This window comes from Nocardia sp. FBN12 (genome assembly GCF_050320175.1).
Taxonomy (GTDB): Bacteria; Actinomycetota; Actinomycetes; order Mycobacteriales; family Mycobacteriaceae; genus Nocardia.
In genome coordinates, this window is sequence record NZ_CP190048.1 from 5,500,337 (window position 1) to 5,519,754 (window position 19,418).

The 19,418-nt window shown below is 67.1% G+C and carries 22 protein-coding genes; 11 read left to right on the forward strand and 11 right to left on the reverse strand.

Features of this window, described 5'->3' with window-relative positions:
* Positions 1 to 11: 11 nt before the first annotated feature.
* Positions 12 to 797, forward strand: coding sequence for a GntR family transcriptional regulator (locus tag ACQHI0_RS25910; RefSeq protein ID WP_427904394.1), 786 nt, complete (start codon positions 12 to 14; stop codon positions 795 to 797).
* On the opposite strand, the gene ACQHI0_RS25915 is transcribed toward ACQHI0_RS25910, so the two are convergent.
* Positions 798 to 1,679 carry an NERD domain-containing protein gene (locus tag ACQHI0_RS25915; protein WP_427904395.1) on the reverse strand — a complete coding sequence of 294 codons (882 nt, stop codon included), beginning with the start codon at positions 1,677 to 1,679 and terminating at the stop codon, positions 798 to 800. It lies immediately after the preceding gene.
* Between the two features lie 202 nt (positions 1,680 to 1,881).
* On the opposite strand from ACQHI0_RS25915, the gene ACQHI0_RS25920 reads away from it, so the two are divergent.
* On the forward strand, positions 1,882 to 2,430 hold the full coding sequence (locus ACQHI0_RS25920) for a carboxymuconolactone decarboxylase family protein (RefSeq protein ID WP_427904396.1): 549 nt from the start codon (positions 1,882 to 1,884) through the stop codon (positions 2,428 to 2,430).
* An 89-nt stretch (positions 2,431 to 2,519) separates the two neighbouring features.
* Positions 2,520 to 2,897, forward strand: a complete 378-nt coding sequence (locus tag ACQHI0_RS25925) for a VOC family protein (protein WP_427904397.1) — start codon at positions 2,520 to 2,522, stop codon at positions 2,895 to 2,897.
* Here ACQHI0_RS25925 and ACQHI0_RS25930 read toward each other — a convergent pair whose 3' ends face one another.
* Both ACQHI0_RS25930 and ACQHI0_RS25935 read right to left on the reverse strand, forming a co-directional pair.
* On the reverse strand, positions 2,898 to 3,221 hold the full coding sequence (locus tag ACQHI0_RS25930) for a DoxX family protein (protein WP_427909300.1): 324 nt from the start codon (positions 3,219 to 3,221) through the stop codon (positions 2,898 to 2,900).
* A 168-nt stretch (positions 3,222 to 3,389) separates the two neighbouring features.
* The gene (locus ACQHI0_RS25935) at positions 3,390 to 4,217 is read right to left on the reverse strand and encodes an NAD(P)H-binding protein (protein WP_427904398.1); all 828 of its coding nucleotides are present in this window, start codon (positions 4,215 to 4,217) and stop codon (positions 3,390 to 3,392) included.
* An 85-nt stretch (positions 4,218 to 4,302) separates the two neighbouring features.
* Here ACQHI0_RS25935 and ACQHI0_RS25940 point away from each other — a divergent pair, with 85 nt between their 5' ends.
* Complete coding sequence (locus ACQHI0_RS25940; protein ID WP_427904399.1) at positions 4,303 to 4,701, forward strand: winged helix-turn-helix transcriptional regulator; 399 nt, start codon at positions 4,303 to 4,305, stop codon at positions 4,699 to 4,701.
* A gap of 1 nt (position 4,702) precedes the next feature.
* Here ACQHI0_RS25940 and ACQHI0_RS25945 read toward each other — a convergent pair whose 3' ends face one another.
* The 3 genes from ACQHI0_RS25945 to lpdA all read right to left on the reverse strand — a co-directional run bounded on the left by ACQHI0_RS25945 (position 4,703) and on the right by lpdA (position 7,579).
* On the reverse strand, positions 4,703 to 5,398 hold the full coding sequence (locus tag ACQHI0_RS25945; RefSeq protein ID WP_427904400.1) for a polysaccharide deacetylase family protein: 696 nt from the start codon (positions 5,396 to 5,398) through the stop codon (positions 4,703 to 4,705).
* Between the two features lie 52 nt (positions 5,399 to 5,450).
* On the reverse strand, positions 5,451 to 5,864 hold the full coding sequence (locus ACQHI0_RS25950; RefSeq protein WP_427904401.1) for a L,D-transpeptidase: 414 nt from the start codon (positions 5,862 to 5,864) through the stop codon (positions 5,451 to 5,453).
* A gap of 311 nt (positions 5,865 to 6,175) precedes the next feature.
* Positions 6,176 to 7,579 carry a dihydrolipoyl dehydrogenase gene (gene lpdA, locus ACQHI0_RS25955; RefSeq protein ID WP_427904402.1) on the reverse strand — a complete coding sequence of 468 codons (1,404 nt, stop codon included), beginning with the start codon at positions 7,577 to 7,579 and terminating at the stop codon, positions 6,176 to 6,178.
* Between the two features lie 111 nt (positions 7,580 to 7,690).
* Here lpdA and ACQHI0_RS25960 point away from each other — a divergent pair, with 111 nt between their 5' ends.
* Together ACQHI0_RS25960 and ACQHI0_RS25965 are read left to right on the forward strand one after the other, a co-directional pair.
* Positions 7,691 to 8,725, forward strand: coding sequence for an AraC family transcriptional regulator ligand-binding domain-containing protein (locus ACQHI0_RS25960; protein WP_427904403.1), 1,035 nt, complete (start codon positions 7,691 to 7,693; stop codon positions 8,723 to 8,725).
* A gap of 145 nt (positions 8,726 to 8,870) precedes the next feature.
* On the forward strand, positions 8,871 to 9,899 hold the full coding sequence (locus ACQHI0_RS25965) for an NADP-dependent oxidoreductase (RefSeq protein WP_427904404.1): 1,029 nt from the start codon (positions 8,871 to 8,873) through the stop codon (positions 9,897 to 9,899).
* Positions 9,900 to 9,933: 34 nt separating this feature from the next.
* Here the strand turns inward: ACQHI0_RS25965 and ACQHI0_RS25970 are convergent, their stop codons facing one another.
* Positions 9,934 to 10,908, reverse strand: coding sequence for a dipeptidase (locus tag ACQHI0_RS25970; protein ID WP_427904405.1), 975 nt, complete (start codon positions 10,906 to 10,908; stop codon positions 9,934 to 9,936).
* A gap of 137 nt (positions 10,909 to 11,045) precedes the next feature.
* On the opposite strand from ACQHI0_RS25970, the gene ACQHI0_RS25975 reads away from it, so the two are divergent.
* Positions 11,046 to 11,576, forward strand: coding sequence for an AMIN-like domain-containing (lipo)protein (locus tag ACQHI0_RS25975; protein WP_427904406.1), 531 nt, complete (start codon positions 11,046 to 11,048; stop codon positions 11,574 to 11,576).
* Positions 11,577 to 11,641: 65 nt separating this feature from the next.
* On the forward strand, positions 11,642 to 13,702 hold the full coding sequence (locus ACQHI0_RS25980; RefSeq protein WP_427904407.1) for a prolyl oligopeptidase family serine peptidase: 2,061 nt from the start codon (positions 11,642 to 11,644) through the stop codon (positions 13,700 to 13,702).
* Between the two features lie 4 nt (positions 13,703 to 13,706).
* Here the strand turns inward: ACQHI0_RS25980 and ACQHI0_RS25985 are convergent, their stop codons facing one another.
* Both ACQHI0_RS25985 and ACQHI0_RS25990 read right to left on the reverse strand, forming a co-directional pair.
* A complete protein-coding gene (locus ACQHI0_RS25985; protein ID WP_427904408.1) occupies positions 13,707 to 14,576 on the reverse strand; it encodes an alpha/beta hydrolase family protein in 870 nt (289 codons plus the stop codon).
* Positions 14,576 to 15,208, reverse strand: a complete 633-nt coding sequence (locus tag ACQHI0_RS25990) for a TetR/AcrR family transcriptional regulator (protein ID WP_427904409.1) — start codon at positions 15,206 to 15,208, stop codon at positions 14,576 to 14,578. The genes ACQHI0_RS25985 and ACQHI0_RS25990 overlap by 1 nt, the downstream gene beginning before the upstream one ends.
* Positions 15,209 to 15,740: 532 nt before the next feature.
* Between ACQHI0_RS25990 and ACQHI0_RS25995 the strand changes: the two genes are divergently transcribed.
* A complete protein-coding gene (locus ACQHI0_RS25995) occupies positions 15,741 to 16,193 on the forward strand; it encodes an SRPBCC family protein (RefSeq protein ID WP_427904410.1) in 453 nt (150 codons plus the stop codon).
* A 49-nt stretch (positions 16,194 to 16,242) separates the two neighbouring features.
* On the opposite strand, the gene ACQHI0_RS26000 is transcribed toward ACQHI0_RS25995, so the two are convergent.
* The gene (locus ACQHI0_RS26000; RefSeq protein WP_427904411.1) at positions 16,243 to 16,692 is read right to left on the reverse strand and encodes a MarR family winged helix-turn-helix transcriptional regulator; all 450 of its coding nucleotides are present in this window, start codon (positions 16,690 to 16,692) and stop codon (positions 16,243 to 16,245) included.
* 31 nt (positions 16,693 to 16,723) lie between these two features.
* On the opposite strand from ACQHI0_RS26000, the gene ACQHI0_RS26005 reads away from it, so the two are divergent.
* Positions 16,724 to 17,755, forward strand: a complete 1,032-nt coding sequence (locus ACQHI0_RS26005; protein ID WP_427904412.1) for an SMP-30/gluconolactonase/LRE family protein — start codon at positions 16,724 to 16,726, stop codon at positions 17,753 to 17,755.
* Here the strand turns inward: ACQHI0_RS26005 and ACQHI0_RS26010 are convergent.
* Complete coding sequence (locus ACQHI0_RS26010; RefSeq protein WP_427904413.1) at positions 17,742 to 18,518, reverse strand: alpha/beta fold hydrolase; 777 nt, start codon at positions 18,516 to 18,518, stop codon at positions 17,742 to 17,744. The two genes, ACQHI0_RS26005 and ACQHI0_RS26010, sit on opposite strands and share 14 nt — an antisense overlap.
* A gap of 120 nt (positions 18,519 to 18,638) precedes the next feature.
* Here ACQHI0_RS26010 and ACQHI0_RS26015 point away from each other — a divergent pair, with 120 nt between their 5' ends.
* The gene (locus tag ACQHI0_RS26015; RefSeq protein WP_427904414.1) at positions 18,639 to 19,325 is read left to right on the forward strand and encodes a ZIP family metal transporter; all 687 of its coding nucleotides are present in this window, start codon (positions 18,639 to 18,641) and stop codon (positions 19,323 to 19,325) included.
* Positions 19,326 to 19,418 lie beyond the last annotated feature (93 nt).

Here is a 19,418-nt window from a genome sequence, read left to right on the forward strand (position 1 = left end):
TCGCCGGACACATGGCAGACAGGGGCTCGGGCACCGGGTCGGGTGCGGGCGCGGCGTCCGCCGAGGTCAGCGGTTCGAGTGCGGCCGGAGCTACGAAGCGGGTGCCGCTCGCCGCGCGCGTCTACGACGAACTGCGGCACGACCTCGCCACCGGGGAGCTGGCGCCGACCGAACGGTTACGCGCCGAACGGCTGGCCGAGCGCTACGGCGTCTCGCGCACTCCGGTGCGCGAGGCGCTGGCCCGGCTGCAGGCCGATGGTCTCGTTGTGCGCCATGGCGACGGGCTCTACCTCTATCGCCCACGTCTGAACGAGCTCGATGAGCTCTACGAGCTACGAATTGTGCTGGAATCGCGCGGTTTTCAACGGATCGTCGCGGGCGGTTCGGTTCAGGTGCACATTCCGGCCGAGCACGATCAGCCCACCGTGCGCGCCGAGCTGGCCCGCTGGCTCGAATACCGCGACACCCCACCCGAACCCGGACCCGATCTCGTCGCCGCCGACGAACAGTTCCACACCGAACTGCTCAGGGCGGCAGGCAATTCCGCGCTCGCCGAGGCGCTGGCGGCGGTCTACCTGCGGGTTCGCCCGGTGCGCACCATGGACGTGCCCACCGCCGAACGGGTCGCGGCCATGACGGCCGATCACATCACCATCGCCGAACAGGTGCTGGCCGGTGACGACGAACAGGCCCTGCGCACCCTCACCGCCCACATCGATTCCTCCCGCGCCCACGTTCGAGTTCGGGCCGAGCAGGCGATCGCCTTCACCAAACTCGGTCGCGCCGTGCGGGATTGATCAACAGTCCTGCTGGAACGGCCAGCACTCGGTCTTGCGCGGAGTCGCCGAGGTGGGCGCCCGGGTCGTCGAGGTCTGCGAGGTATCCGACATCGGACGCGGATTGGGCGAGTCCTGGAACAGCGCCACACCGACCACCACGAAGACGACGAGAATGCCGAGCAGCGCGGCAGCGAACAGTGCGATGCCCGCGAGCTTTCCCTGGCGCGACGGATCAGGCGGCGGGGCGGGCTCGCTGAACCTGCGCACCTGCGGCACCACCGGCGTCGGCGCGGGCCGATTGCTGTCGAAACCCTCCTCGGCCAGCTCGGCCCGCGAGGGCACCTCGGTCGTCCCGAGCGTCGTACAGGTGTTGAGCACCCGCTCGATCGTCCATTCGCGTGGCCCGGCCGAGAACCCTTCGAGGTAAACCCGCAGTTCGTGCGCGTCGACTGTGTTCGCGACCAGCACATCGAGGCCCGGTCGCAGCGCGGTACGCGCGGGCCGCACGACCACGCCCCGATACGGGACCAGCACCACCGCACCGGACACATGCCTGCTGTCCTGCAACGCCTGTTCGAGCGCGACCCGCACCGCGTGCACCCCGTGCTCGACCCGGTCGGTGAGCCCGTTCGACGGCTCTTCCGCTAAATCCAGCGGGCTGTCGCTGATCATCCAGCCGCCGTCGGCGGTGGCGGTGAGCAGCCCGCTCTGCCGTCGACGGAAGCCTTTGACCTCGAGCACCGTGATCCCGCGCGGTGTCACGAGCACCGCTCCGAGCCGCCGGTCACCCACCCGGCAATCGATCAGCGCGAGCCCCGTACTCGGATAGGCGCGCAGGCAATCCACGAGCTCGCGCTCGGCGCCGGTGAGCTCGGCACCCGGTCTGATCCGAACCAGCATGTGCGATGTTCCCCTACCAGGCTTGCGACTTCACACCGCCGCTGCGCGCTGCGGTACCCACCGATCATGACGCGCAACTGTTCCGAAAACCACTGGAAACCAAAGAAAACCGGCAAGACCCTCGAGGCGGCCCACCACGGCCATACCGGCGAGTACGCTCCGATTCTGGCCGACGATGTTCGAGAAGACAGGTGGATCAGAAATGGATTCAGCGCCACTACCACGCGTTTCGCCCGGCCGGTTCGGTGAACTCGGGCCGATCAACTGGGTTGTCTGGCAAGTACTTTCCCGCGCGTCGGGCACCGAGGACGCGCACCTATTCAGCACCCTCGGCCGCACGGGCGGGCTCTTCCGCGGCTGGCTGCATTTCTCCGGCAAGCTCATGCCGGGTGGCAGGTTGCCGCGGGCCGAGGCCGAATTGGCGATCCTGCGGGTCGCGCGGCTGCGCGAGTGCGACTACGAGGCCGATCATCATCGTCGGCTGGGGCGCAAGGCGGGGCTGTCGGCCGTCGAGATCGAGCGGGTGGCCGCCGGCCCCGAGGCCGAGGGCTGGACGCCGCGCCAGCGGGCCCTGCTGAGGGTCGTCGATCAGCTGGTGACCAGCCGCGATGTGGACGACGCGGCGTGGGCCGCACTGGCTGAACACTACGACGAGCGGGTGCTGATCGAGATCGTGCTGCTGATCAACCAGTACGAGGGGCTGGCGTCGACCATCACGACCCTGCGCGTCCAACGCGACGCGTTCAAATGATGTGACCCAGGTCATATGGCGGCACGCCGAAAGGGCGCCCAGAGTAAAGGCGTACAAAGTACGGAGTTAGCCGCCACCGAGGAGGACCCTTGCAGATCACCGCTTCCGCCGTCTCGCTCAATGTCACCGACCCGCGGGCCTCGGCTCAGTTCCTGATCGAGCACCTCGGCTTCGCCGAGAAGATGGCCGCCGACGGCTTCGTCGCGCTGACCCGGGCCGACGCGGGCATGGACGTCATCTACCTGCGCACCGGCCTCGGTTCGTTCAAGCCCGCCCGGATCGCGGGCAGCGCAGGCGACGGGCTGCTGATCGTCTTCGTCGTCGACGACATCGACGGCGAATACGACCGGCTGCGCACCGCGGGCGTCCCGATCGAAACGCCGATCGAAACCGAGGAATGGGGCGAGCGCTACTTCCAGATGACCGACCCCAACGGGGTCGTCATCCAGCTCGTCCAGTGGGTGTGATCAGCGGCGCGCGACCCGCAACGCGGCCACGATCATCGGGATCTGGAGCGGCAACCGCGCCAGCACGCCTGCCTTGAAAGCCTTGGGCGCCTTAGGATTACCGACCACGTCCACCGTCATCTGGACATTGGCCGGGAAGACGCCGATGAACAGCGCCACCGCCAGCCACCCACCGAGCCGCCGGGTCCGCGGCACGGCCAGCGCGGTCGCCACCCCGAGCTCGGCGACCCCGGACGCGTAGGTGTAGGTCCGCGGGTCGCCGGGCAGCTGCGGCGGCACGATCTTGTCGAACGGCTTCGGCGCTACGAAGTGCAGGGTGCCCATCACGAACAGCAGTCCACTCAGCCAAGAGTGCGCCTTTCCGCCTCTCCTGGTATTCAAGCCAGACCGCGGCGCGGGGCTAAGTGACGTTGGCGGGTGGAGGTCGCTCATCTGGTCAGGTTAGCCCGCGCCCGGTGAGTTGCCCATGTACTGCCGCCACCAGGGCGACGACTACTGCGCGAATACCGTGGCGGCGGAGGTCGCGGGGCGGCCGAGAAGCTTGGTGAGGTCGCCGGTGACCACCTCGAGCCAGCCCTCACCGATGCGGGCGTCGGCGTCGGCCAGGGACGCGGCAACCTGATCGTCGAGTCCTGCCGCACGCAGGGCCGCCGCGTAGCCGTCGGGGGCCAGGTTTTCGTAGCGCACCGACTCACCGACCGCCGCGGCGAGATCCGCGCCGGTCAGCGCCTCGTCACCGCCCAATTCGTAGACGCGACCCTCGTGTCCGTCGCTGGTCAGCACGCGTGCGGCGGCCTCGGCGTAATCGGCTCGGGCCGCACCAGAGACCCGGCCATCGCCCATCGCGCCGTGGAGGACACCGGCCTGCGCCGCGTGCGCGACGGAACCGCCGTAGTTCTCCCAGTACCAGCTGTTGCGCAGCAGTACCGTCGGCACCGAGGCAGTCGCCAGCACCTCTTCGGTGCCGCGATGCTCGGCGGCCAGCGCCATCGGATTGCGGTCGGCGCGCGGGATGCTGGTGTAGGCCAGCAGTTCGACACCGGCACGCTCGGCGGCGCGAATCACGTTGGTGTGCTGGTCAATTCGCTTGCCGAATTCATTGCCCGAGATCAGCAACACGCGGTCGACACCGGCCAGGGCGGCGTCGAGGGCGGCCGGATCGTCGTAGGACGCCTGTCGCACGTCGGCACCGCGCGCGGCCAGGTCGGCCACCTTCCGCGGATCGCGGACGATCGCGACCGGCCGCTCCCCCGCGTCGAGCAGTGCCGCCACGACCAACCTGCCGAGCTGTCCACTTGCCGCTGTCACTGCCACGGTCATCGCTGCCTCCAATTTTTGATGCACTAACTATTAGTAAGCACTATGCCTTCAGTGGGTGCTTGCGTCAAGTGGGTACGATGGGGGCATGCTCGAGACGCCGGACGACGACCCCACGCTGGAAGCCGACGTCTTCGCGCGCAATTGCGCTTCCCGCCCCGTCCTGCAGAACATCGCCGGCCGCTGGGGCGTGCTCGCCCTGGTCGCGCTACTCGACGGCCCGGTCCGCTTCAGCGCGCTGCGCCGCCGGGTCGACGGCGTGAGCGAGCGCATGCTGTCGCAAACCCTGCAGGCTCTCGAGCGCGACGGCATGGTGCATCGCGAGGTGCTGGAAGCGATCCCACCCCGCGTCGAATACACCCTCACAACACTGGGTGCCGAGGTCGCGGAGCAGCTGAGAGCGCTGGTCGTGGTCCTGGAATCCAATATGGACACCGTCCGCGCCGCGCAGGAGAACTATCACCGCGCCGGGGGCGTGCCGGATTGACTCAGCGCGCGAGAAGCTCTGAGACAGTGACGAATCGGTAGCCCCGCGCACGCAATCCGCTGACGATCTCGGGCACCGCCGCAGCCGACTCGTCGCCGTGCATGACGTGCAGCAGGATGATCGAGCCCGGCCGGGTCTGGGCGAGGGTGTCGGCGACGATCGCCTCGCGGGACGCACCACCCGCGGAATCCGGCTCGACATCCCAGGTCACCGTGGTGCGATCGTGGTCGGCCAGATAGTGCGGCAGCGACCACAGCTTCTTGCCGTAGGGCGGGCGAAAGGTGATGGGCCCCTGATACCCGGCGCGACGGATCTCGGCGTCGGTCCGTTCGACCTCGTCGCGCACGGTATCGCCGGAGACCAGCACCATGCGCCGGTGTGAATAGGTGTGATTACCGATCTCGTGACCCGCACCCACGATCGCCGCACCGTATTCGGGATGCGCGGTGAGGTTGTCGCCGACCAGGTAGAAGGTCGCGGGGACCTGCGATTGCGCCAGCATCCGCAATACTTGCGGCGTCCGCGCGGTCGGGCCGTCGTCGAAGGTCAACGCGACGACCTTCTCGTCGGTCTCGACCCGATCCACCAGCCGCCCCGCCACCTGATACGTCCGTGAATTCATCACCACGTACAGACCGGCCGCTACCGCCATCACCACGACGATGCCGACGACCGCACCGATCAACCACTTGCGCATGAGCAGACGGTAACTCACCGGGCCGGCTCGACCCGGTGAGTTGTCGGCGTACTTAGACGATCACCTGGGTGATGTCGCCCGGCTTCAGGTAGTCGAAGAAGCGGTGGGCGCCGTCTTCGGTCATGCGCACACAACCGTGTGATTTCGAATCGATCGGACCCACGTGAAATGCCATGTCACCGTTGAAGAAGGTGGCCCAGCGCATCGGCGCATCGTGCATCGTGCTCCAGTGGAATTCCCGCTTGAAGGAAATCCTGGTCACCGCGGGCGGCGTTTCGTATCCGCCCATGCCGTGCGAGATCGGCGTCGGTCCGAAGATCACCCGGCCGTTGTCGACCAGCCACGCCTCGTTCGTCGACAGCCGCAGGCACGCCCTGGCTTCGACAACGGGGCATGGAGATGCGGTGGGAACGATGGAGGTGACACCGGGAATGTCCGGTCCACCGGGGAAAAGGGGTTCAGCCACAGCCGGCGTCACCGTACCGAGTCCGGCTACAGCCACCGCGGCCATAGCCGCAATCCGAGCTGCCCAACCGAAAATGCTCATCGCGTTTCAGACCCTCTCAACCGTGCCCGCCACCGCGAGTCAACCCGGGTGAGGGGACCATCTCATGGAACATAAACATGTCGAACACGAGCGTGGAACAACAAACCTGGAGGTGTTGTCGATCATCGTGGTACAGACCCCGATTCACCAAATCAACGCCCGGAAAAATACCGAATAGAAACCAAAAGGCCGGGCCCGCGAACGCGTACCCGGCCTTTTCAGCTGATTTCTCAGAAGTTGATCATGTGCCCCGCGAGGCCGTGGATCGCTTCCTGCACCGCTTCGCTCAGCGTCGGGTGCGTGTGCACATTGCGGGCCACCTCGTTGACGGTGAGGTCCCACTTCTGGGCGAGGGTGAGCTCCGGGAGCAGCTCGGAGACGTCGGGGCCGATCAGGTGCCCGCCGAGGAGTTCGCCGTGCGCGCCGTCGGCGATCAGCTTCACGAAGCCGGTCGGGTCGCCGAGGCCGTGTGCCTTGCCGTTGGCCTGGAACGGGAAGGTCGCGACCTTCACGTCGTAGCCCTCGTCGCGGGCCTGCTGCTCGGTGAGACCGAAGCTGGCGACCTGCGGCTGGCAGAAGGTGGCGCGCGGCATCATCCGGTAGTCACCGAGGGTCATCGTCTCGGCGCCGCCGATGGTCTCGGCCGCGACCACGCCCTGCGCCTCCGCCACGTGGGCGAGCTGCAGCTTGGCGGTGACGTCACCGATCGCGTAGATGTGCGCCACGTTGGTGCGCATGTAGTCGTCGATCTCGATCGCGCCACGGTCGGTGAGCGCGACGCCGGTGGTCTCCAGGCCGTAGCCTTCCACCCGCGGCGCGAAGCCGACGGCCTGCAGCACCTTGTCGACGGTGACGGTCTCGATCGAGCCGGACTTGTTGTCCTTGATCTGGACGGTGACCTTGGAGCCGTCGTCGTCGATCGACTGCACGGCCGCACCGGTGGTGATGGTGACGCCGAGCTTCTTGTACTGCTTGGTGATCTCCTTGGAGACGTCGGCGTCCTCGTTGGGCAGCGCGCGGTCGAGGAACTCCACGATCCGCACGTCGACGCCGTAGTTCTTGAGGACGTAGGCGAACTCCATGCCGATCGCGCCCGCGCCGACGATCAGGATCGAGCCGGGTAGGTCGCGGGTGAGGATCTGCTCCTCGTAAGTGACCACGTTCTCGGAGAGCTGGGTGCCCGGCAGCAGCTTGGTGGTGGTGCCGGTGGCGATGATGACATTGTCGAACGTGACCGTCTCGCTGCCACCCTTGGTGAGGGCGACATCGATCGAGTTCGGGCCGGTGAAGGTACCGAGGCCGTCGAACTCGTCGATCTTGTTCTTCTTCATCAGGAAGTGCACGCCCTTGACCCGACCGTCGGCCACCTTGCGGCTGCGATCGAAGGCGGCACCGAAGTCGAAGCTGACCTCACCGGAGATGCCGAAGGTCTTGGCTTCCTTCTGGAAGATATGGGCCAGCTCGGCGTTGCGCAGCAGTGCCTTGGACGGGATGCAGCCCACGTTCAGGCACACGCCACCCCAGTATTTCTGCTCGACAATCGCTGTTCGCAGGCCGAGTTGAGCGGCACGGATCGCGGCGACATATCCGCCGGGACCAGCGCCGAGAACGACGACATCGTAGTGGGAAGTCACGTCACCGAGCCTAACTCTGTTTCGGAGAGTTCACCCACCCGTCCCCCACATAGGTGAGATGAGCCCGCGACGGGCCGCCTCGGCACCGGGCCTCGCAGTAAGGTCGGGGAGGTGAGCGGTGCTGGGTCGGCGGACGGAATCGGCAGTCGGCTCGACGGCACGGTGTCGACGCACCTGGTGCGGCTACTGGTCCAGGCCGCCAGGCACGCTGGGGCCGCCGAGGAGCAGTTGACGCGGATCCCCGGCACCGACGAGGTGGTGTTGCGCGGCGAGCTGAACCGGATTCCGATGAGTTCACTGCTGCGGCTGTGGGAGTTGATCGCGCACGCGCGGCCGGTCGGGGCGGGGGCCGCGGTGGCCGCCGCCGCGCCGCTCGGCACGCTGAACACCTGGGACTACCTGGTGACAGGCGGTGCGACACTGCGGGATTCACTGCATGCCGCCCTGCCGTATCACCGCCTGGTCACCGCGGCCACCGAAGGTTTCGAGCTGTCCGGCGAGGGCGATCTCACCATCGGCTATCGCACCTCGGCAGGCGATCCCGCGGTGGCGTCGGTGGTCAACGAGTACGTGATGGCCTACTACCTGCGCCGGGCCCGCGAGGCGACCGGCCGTCCCCTCGTTCCGACCCGGGTGAGTTTCGGTCACCACGCACCGGCGGACCGCGCCGATCTGTCCGCCGTATTCGGTACGGACAGCATCGAATTCGAGGCGGATGCCGACTCGATCACCTTCCACGCCGACGACGCCGACGCCCCGCTCCCCCGCGCCGACCCGATGCTCGCCGACCTGATGCGCAGCCACGCCGGCCTGGTCCTCTCGTCCTCGCGCACCATCACCGACCCCCTCGATGCCTTTCGCATCGCCCTCGCCGCCGCCCTCGACGCCGCCGACCCGACCCTCCCGCGAGTCGCGAGAGCACTGGCGATGAGCCAGCGCACCCTCCAGCGCCATCTCGCCGAACACGGCACCACCTGGCGCGACGAACTCGACCTACTCCGCTACGAACGCGCGAGAACCCTGCTGGACCAAGGACTTACCAGAAGCGTGATCGCCCAGCGCCTCGCCTTCACTGACGACCGCGCCCTCCGCAAGGCCTTCCACCGATGGACCGGCGAAACATCAGCCGCTCACCCAGCTCGCTGACCCACCCCGCTGGCGGCAGCCCCGCAACACGTGGCGCGAACGGACCGGGTGGTGGCGCGCGCGGACCTCGATAGGGCCGATCGCGCGCCATAACGTAGTCATCACCGGCGAGAAACACCGGCTGACCTCGAAAGAAGGCTCGATCATGTCGAACACGGCCACCCGCGCACTGCCCACCTTCACCCGCGAGATCCACCTCGCCGCCCGCCCGAACGGCGCACCGGTCGCCGGCGATTTCGCCCTGGTGCAGCGGGAGCTGCCGGAGCTCACCGAGGGCCAGATCCTGGTCCGCAACACCTGGATGTCGGTCGACCCGTACATGCGTGGCCGGATGGACGACAAGGAGTCCTACATCGCGCCGTTCGAACTCGGTGCGGCCCTCGATGGTTCGGCGGTCGGCGAGGTGATCGCGTCCCGCTCGGCCGACATCGCGGTCGGGGCAACGGTTTCGCACTTCGCCGGCTGGCGCGAACACGCCATCGTCGCCGCGGCCACCGCCACGCCGATCGATCCGGAACTCGCTGCACCGCAGCACTTCCTGAGTGTGCTCGGCACCACGGGACTCACCGCCTACGCCGCGCTCACCGATGTCGCCGAGGTGGCGCCCGGTGACACCGTCTTCATCTCGGCGGCCGCGGGAGCGGTCGGCAGCGTGGCGGGCCAGATCGCGAAGGCGCTGGGCGCGAAGCGGGTCATCGGTTCGGCCGGCGGTCCCGTCAAGGCCCGGAAGTTGCTGGCTGAGTTCGGTTTCGACGCGTCGATCGATTACCGCGCCGGCGATCTCGGTGGACAGCTCGCGGCGGCGGCGCCCGAGGGGGTGGATGTCTACCTCGACAGTGTCGGCGGCGAACACCTGAAGGTCGCTATCGAGGCACTCAACCAGCACGGCCGCATCGCCCTGGTCGGCGCGATCAGCGGCTACAACGGCGCCTCCGCCCAGCAGACCCCCGACCTGTATCTCGCCGCGACGAAGGAGGCCAGCCTGCGCGGCATGCTGGTGACCAGCTACTTCCCGATCTTCGGCGAGTACATCGCCAAGGCCGCGGGCTGGCTCGCCGACGGCACCCTGCACACCACCGAAACCGTCTACGAGGGCCTCGACCAGGCCCCCGCCGCCTTCCTCGGCGTCCTCACCGGCGCCAACACCGGCAAGATGCTCGTCCACCTCGCCTGAAACGTGGTGGCCTGGTGATCAGCCGGGCAGCGCGTCAGGCGCGCCAGACCTGGCTTGCTACCCGGGCGAAGTTGCCGCCGAAGACGGCCTCGCGCTCGGCGGCGGTGAATCCTCGGTCGGCGAGGAGGTCGTCCAGGCCGGGTACCTCGGATTCGCCGAGGAGGTCCTCGGGTGGGGTCCGCTGGAGTGGGCCCCACTTCGTGTAGGAATCGGAGAACGCGCCGGGGTTGTCGCGGATCTCGTCGTTGAATTCCTGACCGTCGAACGAGTAGTCCGACCCGATTCCGATGTGGTCGATACCCACCAGGTCGACGCCGTATCGGATCTGGTCGGCCATCGCCGCGACCCGCTCGGCTCGCGCGGCGGGCGCGTTGCGGCCGAGGAAGATGCCGACGCCGTTGATGCCGATCACCCCGCCGGTGGCGGCACAGGCCAGCGCTTGCTCATCGGTGATATTGCGCGGGTGTTCGCACAGCGCGGCGAAATTGGAGTGGCTGTAGATCATCGGGACCGAGGTGTGGGTGGCGATGTCGAGGCCGGTGCGGCGGGAGCAGTGCGAGCCGTCGGCGAACATGCCGACCGCATTGAGCTTGCGCACCAGGTCTTTTCCGTAGCCGGTCAGCCCGGTGTCATCGGTGTCGAGGCAACCGCAGCCGGCCGGGTTCGCATGGTTGTAGGTGGGCAGCAGCGAACGCACACCGAGGTCGTAGAACAGTTCCACAGTGTCGAGATCGCCGTCGAGTGGCCTGGAATCCTCGAGATCGAAGGCCAGCGAGATCACCTCGGGTGCGCCGATATCGCCCACCCGGTCGACCAGCCGGAACCGCGGATCGGCCCCCGCCTCGTCCCGGAACCGGTGCAGCAGGGCCAGCGAATCGTCCTTGGTCTGCGCCGAGTACCCGACGTTCACCGACAGATACGACCCAAGCGGGTACCGAGCCAGTTCGGCGACGCGCGCCGTGTGCCGCAACGGCAGACAACAGTGCTGCTCCCACAGGAACACATCCACCTCCGGTTGATTCGTGACCTGCGATCCTACGTTTCGCGGCGCATTCGACACCGGACCGACGCTAACGCGAAGTCTGATTCATTCGATATATCGGTACTTCTCCGCTAGCCCAAGGCCCTGATCAAAGGCGGTGCGACATGCGTCGCTTCCTCGTCCTCCTCGCCACCCTCGCCGCTTGTGTCGGCCTCTCGACGCTGCCCGCGGCCGCCACTCCGTCTTACTGCGGGCTCGTCTGGGGTTCGCAGGACAAGTCGAATCCGAAGTACTCCCCGGCCACCCTCACCGCCGTGCGGGCGGGCAGGCACGAGTGCTTCGATCGCATGGTCGTCGACCTGGCGGGCCCGTCGGCGGGCTACCTGGTGCGCTATGTCGACACCGTCACCGAGGACGGCTCCGGCGCCCCCGTCCCCCTGCGCGGTGGCGCGTTCCTCCAGGTGACAGTCAACGCGCCCGCTTACGACGACGCGGGCAACATGACCTACCGCCCCGCCGACCGCACCGAACTCGCGAACGTCAACGGCTATCAAACGTTGCGCCAGCTCGCCTGGGCGGTCTCGTTCGAAGGCCAGTCCACGATCGGTCTCGGCGTGCGCGCCCGCCTGCCGTTCCGCGTGAGCACCCTCGACAACCCGACCCGCGTGGTCGTCGACGTCGCTCACTACTGGTGACCCGGCGGTAGTCCACAGCGCGCCCGACAGGCGAAGACAATTCTCACATCGGCAACAATGTGGGGATGAGCGGCGTTGAAGAGAACGTGACCGATCCCTATCTCTGGCTCGAGGACGTAACCGACGAGGGCGCGCTGGACTGGGCGCGCGCCCGCAACGAGGTGGTCGGGCAGCGGTTCGCGGCGACCGACCGATTCGCCGATCTGGAGCGTCGCATGCTCGCGATGCTCGACGACGACACCAAGATCGCCTACCCCGGCAGGCGCGGGCCGTGGCTGTACAACTTCTGGCGCGACGCGCAGCATCAGCGCGGGTTGTGGCGGCGGACCACGTTCGAGTCCTACGCCACCGGTGACCCCGAGTGGGATGTGCTGATCGATGTGGACGCGCTGGCCGAGGCCGACAGCGAGAACTGGGTGTGGGCGGGCGCCGCGGTGCTGCGGCCCTCGCAGGAACGCGCCATCATCCACCTGTCGCGCGGCGGTGCCGACGCCACTGTCGAGCGCGAATTCGACATGACCACAAGGACATTCGTCGAACCGGTGGACGGCGGATTCTTCGTGCCGGAGGCGAAGTCGCGGATCAGCTGGATCGACGCCGACACCGTCTATGTCGGCACCGATTTCGGACCGGGCTCGCTCACCGATTCCGGGTACCCGCGCATCGCCAAGCGCTGGCGGCGCGGCACCGAATTGTCCGCTGCCGAAACGGTGTACGAAGGCAAGGCCAGCGATGTCTCGATCGGCGTCGGGTACGACCGCCACCCCGGGTACGAGCGGCACTACCTGACCCGTTCGACCGACTTCTTCAACAGTGAGGTGTCGCTGCTCGACAACGGTGAGTGGCGCCTGATCGAAACGCCGACCGACGCGGACGTCGACTGGTATCGCGACTGGCTGCTGGTGCGCTTGAAGACCGAGTGGACACCGAGCGATACCACCTTCCCGCCCGGCAGCCTGCTCGTCACCGATCTGAACGACTTCCTCGCTGGTGCGAGGGAATTCGAGGCGCTGTTCACCCCCGACGCGCACACTTCACTCGATGGCTGGGGATGGACCGAGAATCACCTGATCCTGTCCACGCTGCAGGACGTGCAGACCGGCTTCCGGGTGCTCACCCCCGGCCCGGACGGCTGGACTACCAGCGAACTCACCGACGTCCCCGCCATGTCGTCCACCTCGGTGACCAATCTCGACCCGCTCGAGGGCGGCGACGAATTCATGCTCACCACAACCGGTTTCACCACCCCCACCACACTGCTGAGCAGCGCGATCGGCGAACCGGCGGTGACGTTGCGGCAGGCGCCGAGCTACTTCGACGCCACCGGCATCGAGACAGAGCAGTTCTTCGCCACGTCTGATGACGGAACCGCGGTGCCCTACTTCGTGATTCGGCATCGAGAACGTCGCGGCACGCCCGGCCCGACGATCATGAACGGCTACGGCGGCTTCGAAATCTCCAAGACCCCCGGCTATCTGGGCGGCACCGGCATGGCGTGGCTCGAGCGCGGCGGCACCTATGTGGTGACCAACATCCGCGGCGGCGGCGAGTACGGCCCCGAATGGCACACCGCCGCACTGAAAGAGCACCGGCACCGCGCCTACGAGGATTTCGCCGCCATCGCGCGCGACCTCGTGACCCGCGGCATCACCACCCCAGACCGGCTCGGCGCGATCGGCGGCAGCAACGGCGGCCTGCTGATGGGCGTGATGCTCACCCGCTACCCGGAGCTGTTCGGCGCCATCGTCTGCCAGGTGCCGCTGCTGGATATGAAGCGCTACCACCTGCTGCTGGCCGGTGCGTCGTGGGTCGCCGAGTACGGCGACCCGGACAAGCCTGAGGAATGGGCCTACATCAGCGAGTACTCGCCGTATCAGAACACCGATACCGGCAAGCAGTACCCGCCGATCCTGCTCGCCACCTCCACCCGCGACGACCGGGTTCATCCCGGCCATGCGCGAAAGATGGCCGCGCTGCTGGAGTCTCAGGATCGCACCGTCTGGTACTACGAGAACATCGAGGGTGGTCACGGCGGTGCCGCCGACAACAAACAGTCGGCGTACCTGTCCGCGCTGGTCTACGAGTTCTTCATCCAGATGCTGATCGAGGGCCGCCGCTCGGCCTGAGCCGTCAGCGGTCGCGCAACCACAGCCGCACCGCGTCGACCGTGGAGTCCGGATTGGTGATCCAGCCGTTGTGCCCCAGGGCCTCCGGCTGGAACCACCGGTCGATCTGGGCACCGGGCAGTTTGCTCAGCAGATGGTCGGCAGAGGTCTGCGGTGCCAGGTCGTCACCGGCGATCGTGATCGACAACACCGGGAACTTCAGCCGCGACATCCGCTCGTCGTAGTCGATATCGGCTCCGACGGGCACGAAGCGCCCGGTGCGGGCAAGCCTGGCCCAATCCGACATGAGCACCTTGGACTGTCTGCCGTACGCGCGCTTGCCGAGTAGGTCCCCCGGCCAGAATCCGGCCAGGCTCGACGCCACCGCCACCGCCGCGGTGCCGACCAGCATGCCGGGCCCGAGCACGCCGCGATACCCACGGAAATACGGTGTGCCGGAAGCGACCAGGATCAGGCCGCCGAGCCTGCCACGCACCCTGGCCGCGTACATCGCCGCCAGCTGGCCGCCCATGCTGTGACCGAGCAGGTACGGGGTGCTGGCGGGGAATCGGGTGCGCACCGCGGCCAGCATCGCGGGGAAGTCCACCGAGACCAATTCGTGGTAGCCGTAGGTACTTTCGCCATCGGGTCGGTGGGTGCTCTCGCCCTGACCGCGAAGTTCGCCGATGGCGACGTCGAATCCGCAGGCGGCCAGCCGGTGGGCGAAGTACTCGTAGAACTCACCGGGCACCGCGAGGCCGGGCACGATGACCACGACCGCGCGCGGTGCGTCGGGGGTGACCGGATGCCGGTGGGCGCCGGTGGCCGGGATGAGGCGCACCGGCAGGGTGCTGCCGTCGGGTACTTGGATCTCGACGATCTCGACCCGCGCCATCAAGCCCCGACCGCGCCAAGGATCACCCGGCTCAGCACCTTGATCACCTCGTCGAGGGGCGGGCGCGGATCGCTGCCGCTCCAGCCGTCGACGACATAGTTCACCGCGCCGATGACCGCGAGCACCCGCAATTCGTAGTCGCCGGCGGGGATTTCGCCGTGCATTGCCGCGTCCTCGGCGGCGCTGGCCAGCAGCGATCCCCAGACACGTCGCAATTCGAGGCGGAACTTCTCGACCTTGGGTCCGGCGCCGACCACTTCGACCAGTGCCACCCGCGCCTTACGCGGATCGTTGCCGATCGACTCGACGTAAGCCCGCACGGCCGCGTCGATCTGCTCGAGCACGGTCGCCTCGGACTTGTCCTCGAGCGCGGTGGCCACCGCTTCGCGCGAATGTCGGTCGATCTGCTCGTACAGCTCCAGCAGCAAGGATTCACGGCCGGTGAACTCCTCGTAGAACTGCCGTGACGATAGTCCGGCGTCCTTGCAGATGGCCCCGACCGAGCTGTTGGCGTACCCGTCGCGCGCGAAGACCGTCAGGCCTGACTCCAGAAAACGCGCACGCCGCTGGCGTTGCCGGTCCTCTACGGGTTGCCCGGCATACATTCGTCCCGTATTCGCATCCTGTGACATTGTCGCTGACAATACCGAAGGGCCTGATCCCCTCGTCATGGATCAGGCCCTTCGGGTGCCCATTCGGCCAACCGCGCGTTAGCCGAAAGTTGGCTATTGTCGGCTCAGTTGCCCGAGCCCTGTACCGAACCGGTGCTGAGCGAGCTGGTGAGCAGGCCGAGCAGCAGCGTCAGAAGATTGCTGTCCGCACTGCCACTGCTGTTTTCGGTGATGTTGTAAAGCATGTGTCACTCCAAGTCGATGTTTTGTGACTTCGTTGTCACCGGCCATTTGCCGTCTCGGACGATACCGACCGCCAATGTGAAGCGTGGGTGTTTTAAAGGAATTTTCTAGAATTTTTTGGCATTGAGCACAAGACCCGAGAAGTTCGGTCTCGACGGGGCCAACCCACCCGGCACGACCGATATGTGAAACGCGAGTGTACCGATGTGTGGCACCCGATTCGGGGAAATCCGACCACGGGTGGACGTCGGGCGATGTCATGGTCCCTATGCTGTGCGTGACCGTCTGTCACGCGTACCCGGAGGCACCGTTGCCGAACACTCTCGAAGCCAGTATCGACATCGCCGCATCGCCGGAAAAGGTCTGGACGGTGCTGTCCGACCTGCGCCGCATGCCCGAGTTCAGCCCGACGACGGTGAAGATGGTCGCGGTCGGTGGCGTCCGCGACGGCGCGTTCACCGTCAACGTCAACAAGGTCGGCTGGAAAATCTACCCGACCACCTCGCGGATCGTGCGCTTCGAGCCGAACAAGGCGTTCGCTTTCCGGATGAACGAGAACCGCACGGTCTGGACCTACGAGCTCGAGCCGACTGCTACCGGCACCCGCGTCGTCGAGACCCGCACCGTCGACGCCAAGGGCCTGCCCGGCTGGCTGCAGAAGACGATCAAGGTCGCCATGGGTGGCGAACAGCAGTTCGAGGCCGACCTGATCTCGGGAATGCAGCAGACACTGAACAAGGTGAAGGTCGCCGCCGAGCGCTGACCCCGATCGCCGCCTGAGCCCGCCGGAACTTCCCGGCGGGCTCTTTTCGTCACGGCAGGTTGTCGCGGATCTCGTCGAGGGCCCGCGCGCTGCGCGTGAGTAGCTCCTGCATCGATGCCAGTTCGGCCTCGGTGAATCGATCGGCCACGGCGCGCTCCACCGCGATCGCGCGGGTGTCGGCATCGGCCATCACCGAGCGTCCCGCCTCGGTCAGGCGGGTTTCCAGCACGTTCTTGTGCCACTCGTGCGGGGTTCGGTCCACCAAGCCGCGCTCCTGCAGGTTGGTCAGGACAGTGTTCATCGTCGGCGGGGTGACGCCGGCCAGGCGAGCCAGAGCCGCGGCCGAGATGCCGGGATTCTCCGCGAGGTGCATCAGCGCGCTGTACTGCGCGACGGTCAGTCCGGCCGGTTTCAGCGCGGCCGTCTTTGTCGCGATCAGGGCTTGCTCGGCGCGCTTGATATACGTGCCGAGTCTCTCGGCGGCGGACATGGACGTCATGGGTTGCATGGTATCCGCCCATCACTTCGTAATGCCCTTGACGATCATAACGACTCTAATTTACATTACTGCCTATTGCTTGATGTTTGGCATTACATCACTGAGAGGCTTCATCATGCTGCGAACCATCGCTGTCGCCACCGCCTGCCTTGCCATGACCGCATGCGGGACCTCGCCCGCCGTACCCACGCTGAGCACCGCTTACGAGCTGCCTGGCAACGCCGTGTACCCCGAGGGCATCGCCTTGGACGCGCGTAACGGTGACACCTACGTCGGGTCGTTCGCGGACGGAACGGTGTATCGGGCGGGTGCCGACGCCTCGCGCGCCGAGGTCTTCCTGCCCGCGGGCGCAGACGGCAGGAAGACGGCGAACGGCGTGAAGGTCGATCGCAGCGGTCGGCTGTGGGTAATCGATTCCGGTGTGGGCGTGAGTGTTTACGACACCGGGTCACGCGCATTGCTCGCGAAGTTCGATGTGCCCGGTGACGCGCCACGATTCGTCAACGATCTCGATTTCGGGCCGGATGGGTCCGCCTACCTGACCGACAGCATGCGCAATGTCGTCTACCGGGCGATCATCGGTGCCGACAGTGACGAATTGACCGTCGCCTACGACCTGACCGCCACGCTCGGGTCGCGCGACCCGAAGGTGTTCGAGCTCAACGGAATCGTCGCCGACCCGGCCGGAGAATATCTGCTCGTCGTCGCCATGTCAGCGGCCGAGCTGTACCGCATCGACCTGACCGGCGGCCCGGAATCGATCCGCAAGGTAGCGCTGACCGGCGGCGATGCACGCCATGGCGACGGGTTGGATCTGCGCGGGGACACCCTGTGGATAGTTCACAACCTGGACAACACCATCAGCCGCTGGACCCTCGCCGACAATGGCGCCACCGCCACCCGTACCGGCGAATTCCACGATCCGGCGCTGAATGTTCCTACCACGATGGTGCATTCGGGCGAGAAGGCGCTGATCGTGTCCTCGCAGTTCGACAAGGGCGGGCCGCTGGGGGCGCAGGGCACACCGGGGACGTTCGTGGTTTCGGCCGTCAGTGGGATCTGATGAATTCGCCCAGGACGGAGACGAATTCGTCCGGTTGCTCGACCTGGGGCGAATGGCCCGCGTGTTCGACGAGGTGGGTGACGGCACCCGCCGCGGCGTAGCGGGCGAGGGTTTCGGTGCTGTCGTAGAGATTGTCGTAGCGGCCGTGGATGGCGAGAACCGGCTGTTCCAGGGCTTGTACGCGGGAATCGAGAGGTCCCGCGGCGAAGTCGTCGACCCGGGCGCCCACCGCGTAGGCGAGTCCGGCGGGCAGGGCTGCGCGGAAGTCGCGGACCAGCGCGTCGGCCAAGCCCGGCGCCGAGTCGTAGCGGAACCGCCGGGCGAAGGACGGGCGGCTCCCCAGCCGAATCACGGTTCCGGGTGTCCACCGTTGCGCCAATCGGACCGACCACGGGCGGACAACCCATTTCGCGATGGCCGGGATCCTGGCAGCCTGGTAGTCCGGCGCTTGGCCGACGACCACGACGCGGGCAACACGATTCGAGGTAGCCGCGAGTTCCAGGGCGATCTCGGCGCCGAAGGAATGCCCGACCACCGTCACGTCGGTGAGGTCGAGGTCGTTCAGGAGCGCGATGAGCGGGGCCGTACGCGCCACCGCGCTGAAGTCGTCGTCGACGCCGAGTTTCTGCATATCGATCCGGATCACGCGAAAGTCGGCGACCATCCGCTCGGCGACAGCCGCGAACCAGTCGACCGACCCCGGAATGCCGTGGAGGAACACGACCGCCGGTGCGGTGGGCTCGCCTTCGTCCAGAAACAACACGTCAACCACCCTAGTCGGCGCCGCCACGAGCCTTCGGCAGTCGTTCTCGGGTGGCGCCCGATCGGACACGGGCGAGCAGCGTTCACCGTCCTCAGCAGGACAGCCGAATAGGCTCCGTTCATGTCAACCGCCCTGCTCTACGGACTCGGCACCGCGGTGCCGCTGCTGATCGGCGTGGCGGTGGGGCTGCGGTGGACGCTGCCGAAGGCCGTGCTCGCCGCGATGATGGCGTTCGGCGCGGGCACGATGATCGCGGCGATATCGGAGGAGCTGTTCGCACCCGCCTTCCATCGCGACGGCGCACTGATCGCGGGCAGCGCGCTGTTCGCAGGCGCTGGGGTTTACGTTGTCGCCAATCACCTCATCGAGAACAAGCTCGGGCCTGCCGCGATCGGCTGGGCGTTGCTGCTGGGGACCGTGCTCGACGGCGTGCCGGAGAACCTCGCGCTGGGCGTAACCCTCAGCGGTGGCGGCGGATTCGTGTTGCTCGTCGCGATCGCGGCGGGCAATGTGCCCGAAGCGCTCAGCGGGGCGGTACTCATGCGCGAGCAGCACGGGTTCGAGGCGGGCCGAACCTTCGCGCTGTGGGCGGTGACGGCCGCGGCGCTCGTCGCAGTGACGGTGCTGGGCAACGGTTTCGCCGATTCCGTGTCACCGACCGCGATCAGCGCGGTCCAAGCCTTCGCGGGCGGCGCGACGATCGCGGTGCTGGCCGACTCGCTCATCCCCGAGGCCTACCGCGAAGGCGGCTGGTGGGTCGGGATGGCCACTGCGGCGGGATTCTTCGTCGCTTTTGCCATCGGCTGAACCATTCGGCCCGGTCGCGGCCAGAATTTCCGTACCGTACCGGTGGCAATATTCCGCTGGTTCGCATACGCTTCGCCGCGGATGAAGACGCCT

Excerpts from the sequence above, each read along its gene's own strand:
- ACQHI0_RS25910 (WP_427904394.1), top strand. The coding sequence starts at position 12 with ATGGCAGACAGGGGCTCGGGCACCGGGTCGGGTGCGGGCGCGGCGTCC.
- ACQHI0_RS25915 (WP_427904395.1), bottom strand. The coding sequence starts at position 1,679 with ATGCTGGTTCGGATCAGACCGGGTGCCGAGCTCACCGGCGCCGAGCGC.
- ACQHI0_RS25920 (WP_427904396.1), top strand. The coding sequence starts at position 1,882 with ATGGATTCAGCGCCACTACCACGCGTTTCGCCCGGCCGGTTCGGTGAA.
- ACQHI0_RS25930 (WP_427909300.1), bottom strand. The coding sequence starts at position 3,221 with ATGGGCACCCTGCACTTCGTAGCGCCGAAGCCGTTCGACAAGATCGTG.
- ACQHI0_RS25935 (WP_427904398.1), bottom strand. The coding sequence starts at position 4,217 with ATGACCGTGGCAGTGACAGCGGCAAGTGGACAGCTCGGCAGGTTGGTC.
- ACQHI0_RS25940 (WP_427904399.1), top strand. The coding sequence starts at position 4,303 with ATGCTCGAGACGCCGGACGACGACCCCACGCTGGAAGCCGACGTCTTC.
- ACQHI0_RS25945 (WP_427904400.1), bottom strand. The coding sequence starts at position 5,398 with ATGCGCAAGTGGTTGATCGGTGCGGTCGTCGGCATCGTCGTGGTGATG.
- ACQHI0_RS25965 (WP_427904404.1), top strand. The coding sequence starts at position 8,871 with ATGTCGAACACGGCCACCCGCGCACTGCCCACCTTCACCCGCGAGATC.
- ACQHI0_RS25975 (WP_427904406.1), top strand. The coding sequence starts at position 11,046 with ATGCGTCGCTTCCTCGTCCTCCTCGCCACCCTCGCCGCTTGTGTCGGC.
- ACQHI0_RS25980 (WP_427904407.1), top strand. The coding sequence starts at position 11,642 with ATGAGCGGCGTTGAAGAGAACGTGACCGATCCCTATCTCTGGCTCGAG.
- ACQHI0_RS25985 (WP_427904408.1), bottom strand. The coding sequence starts at position 14,576 with ATGGCGCGGGTCGAGATCGTCGAGATCCAAGTACCCGACGGCAGCACC.
- ACQHI0_RS25990 (WP_427904409.1), bottom strand. The coding sequence starts at position 15,208 with ATGTCACAGGATGCGAATACGGGACGAATGTATGCCGGGCAACCCGTA.
- ACQHI0_RS26000 (WP_427904411.1), bottom strand. The coding sequence starts at position 16,692 with ATGACGTCCATGTCCGCCGCCGAGAGACTCGGCACGTATATCAAGCGC.
- ACQHI0_RS26005 (WP_427904412.1), top strand. The coding sequence starts at position 16,724 with ATGCCCTTGACGATCATAACGACTCTAATTTACATTACTGCCTATTGC.
- ACQHI0_RS26015 (WP_427904414.1), top strand. The coding sequence starts at position 18,639 with ATGTCAACCGCCCTGCTCTACGGACTCGGCACCGCGGTGCCGCTGCTG.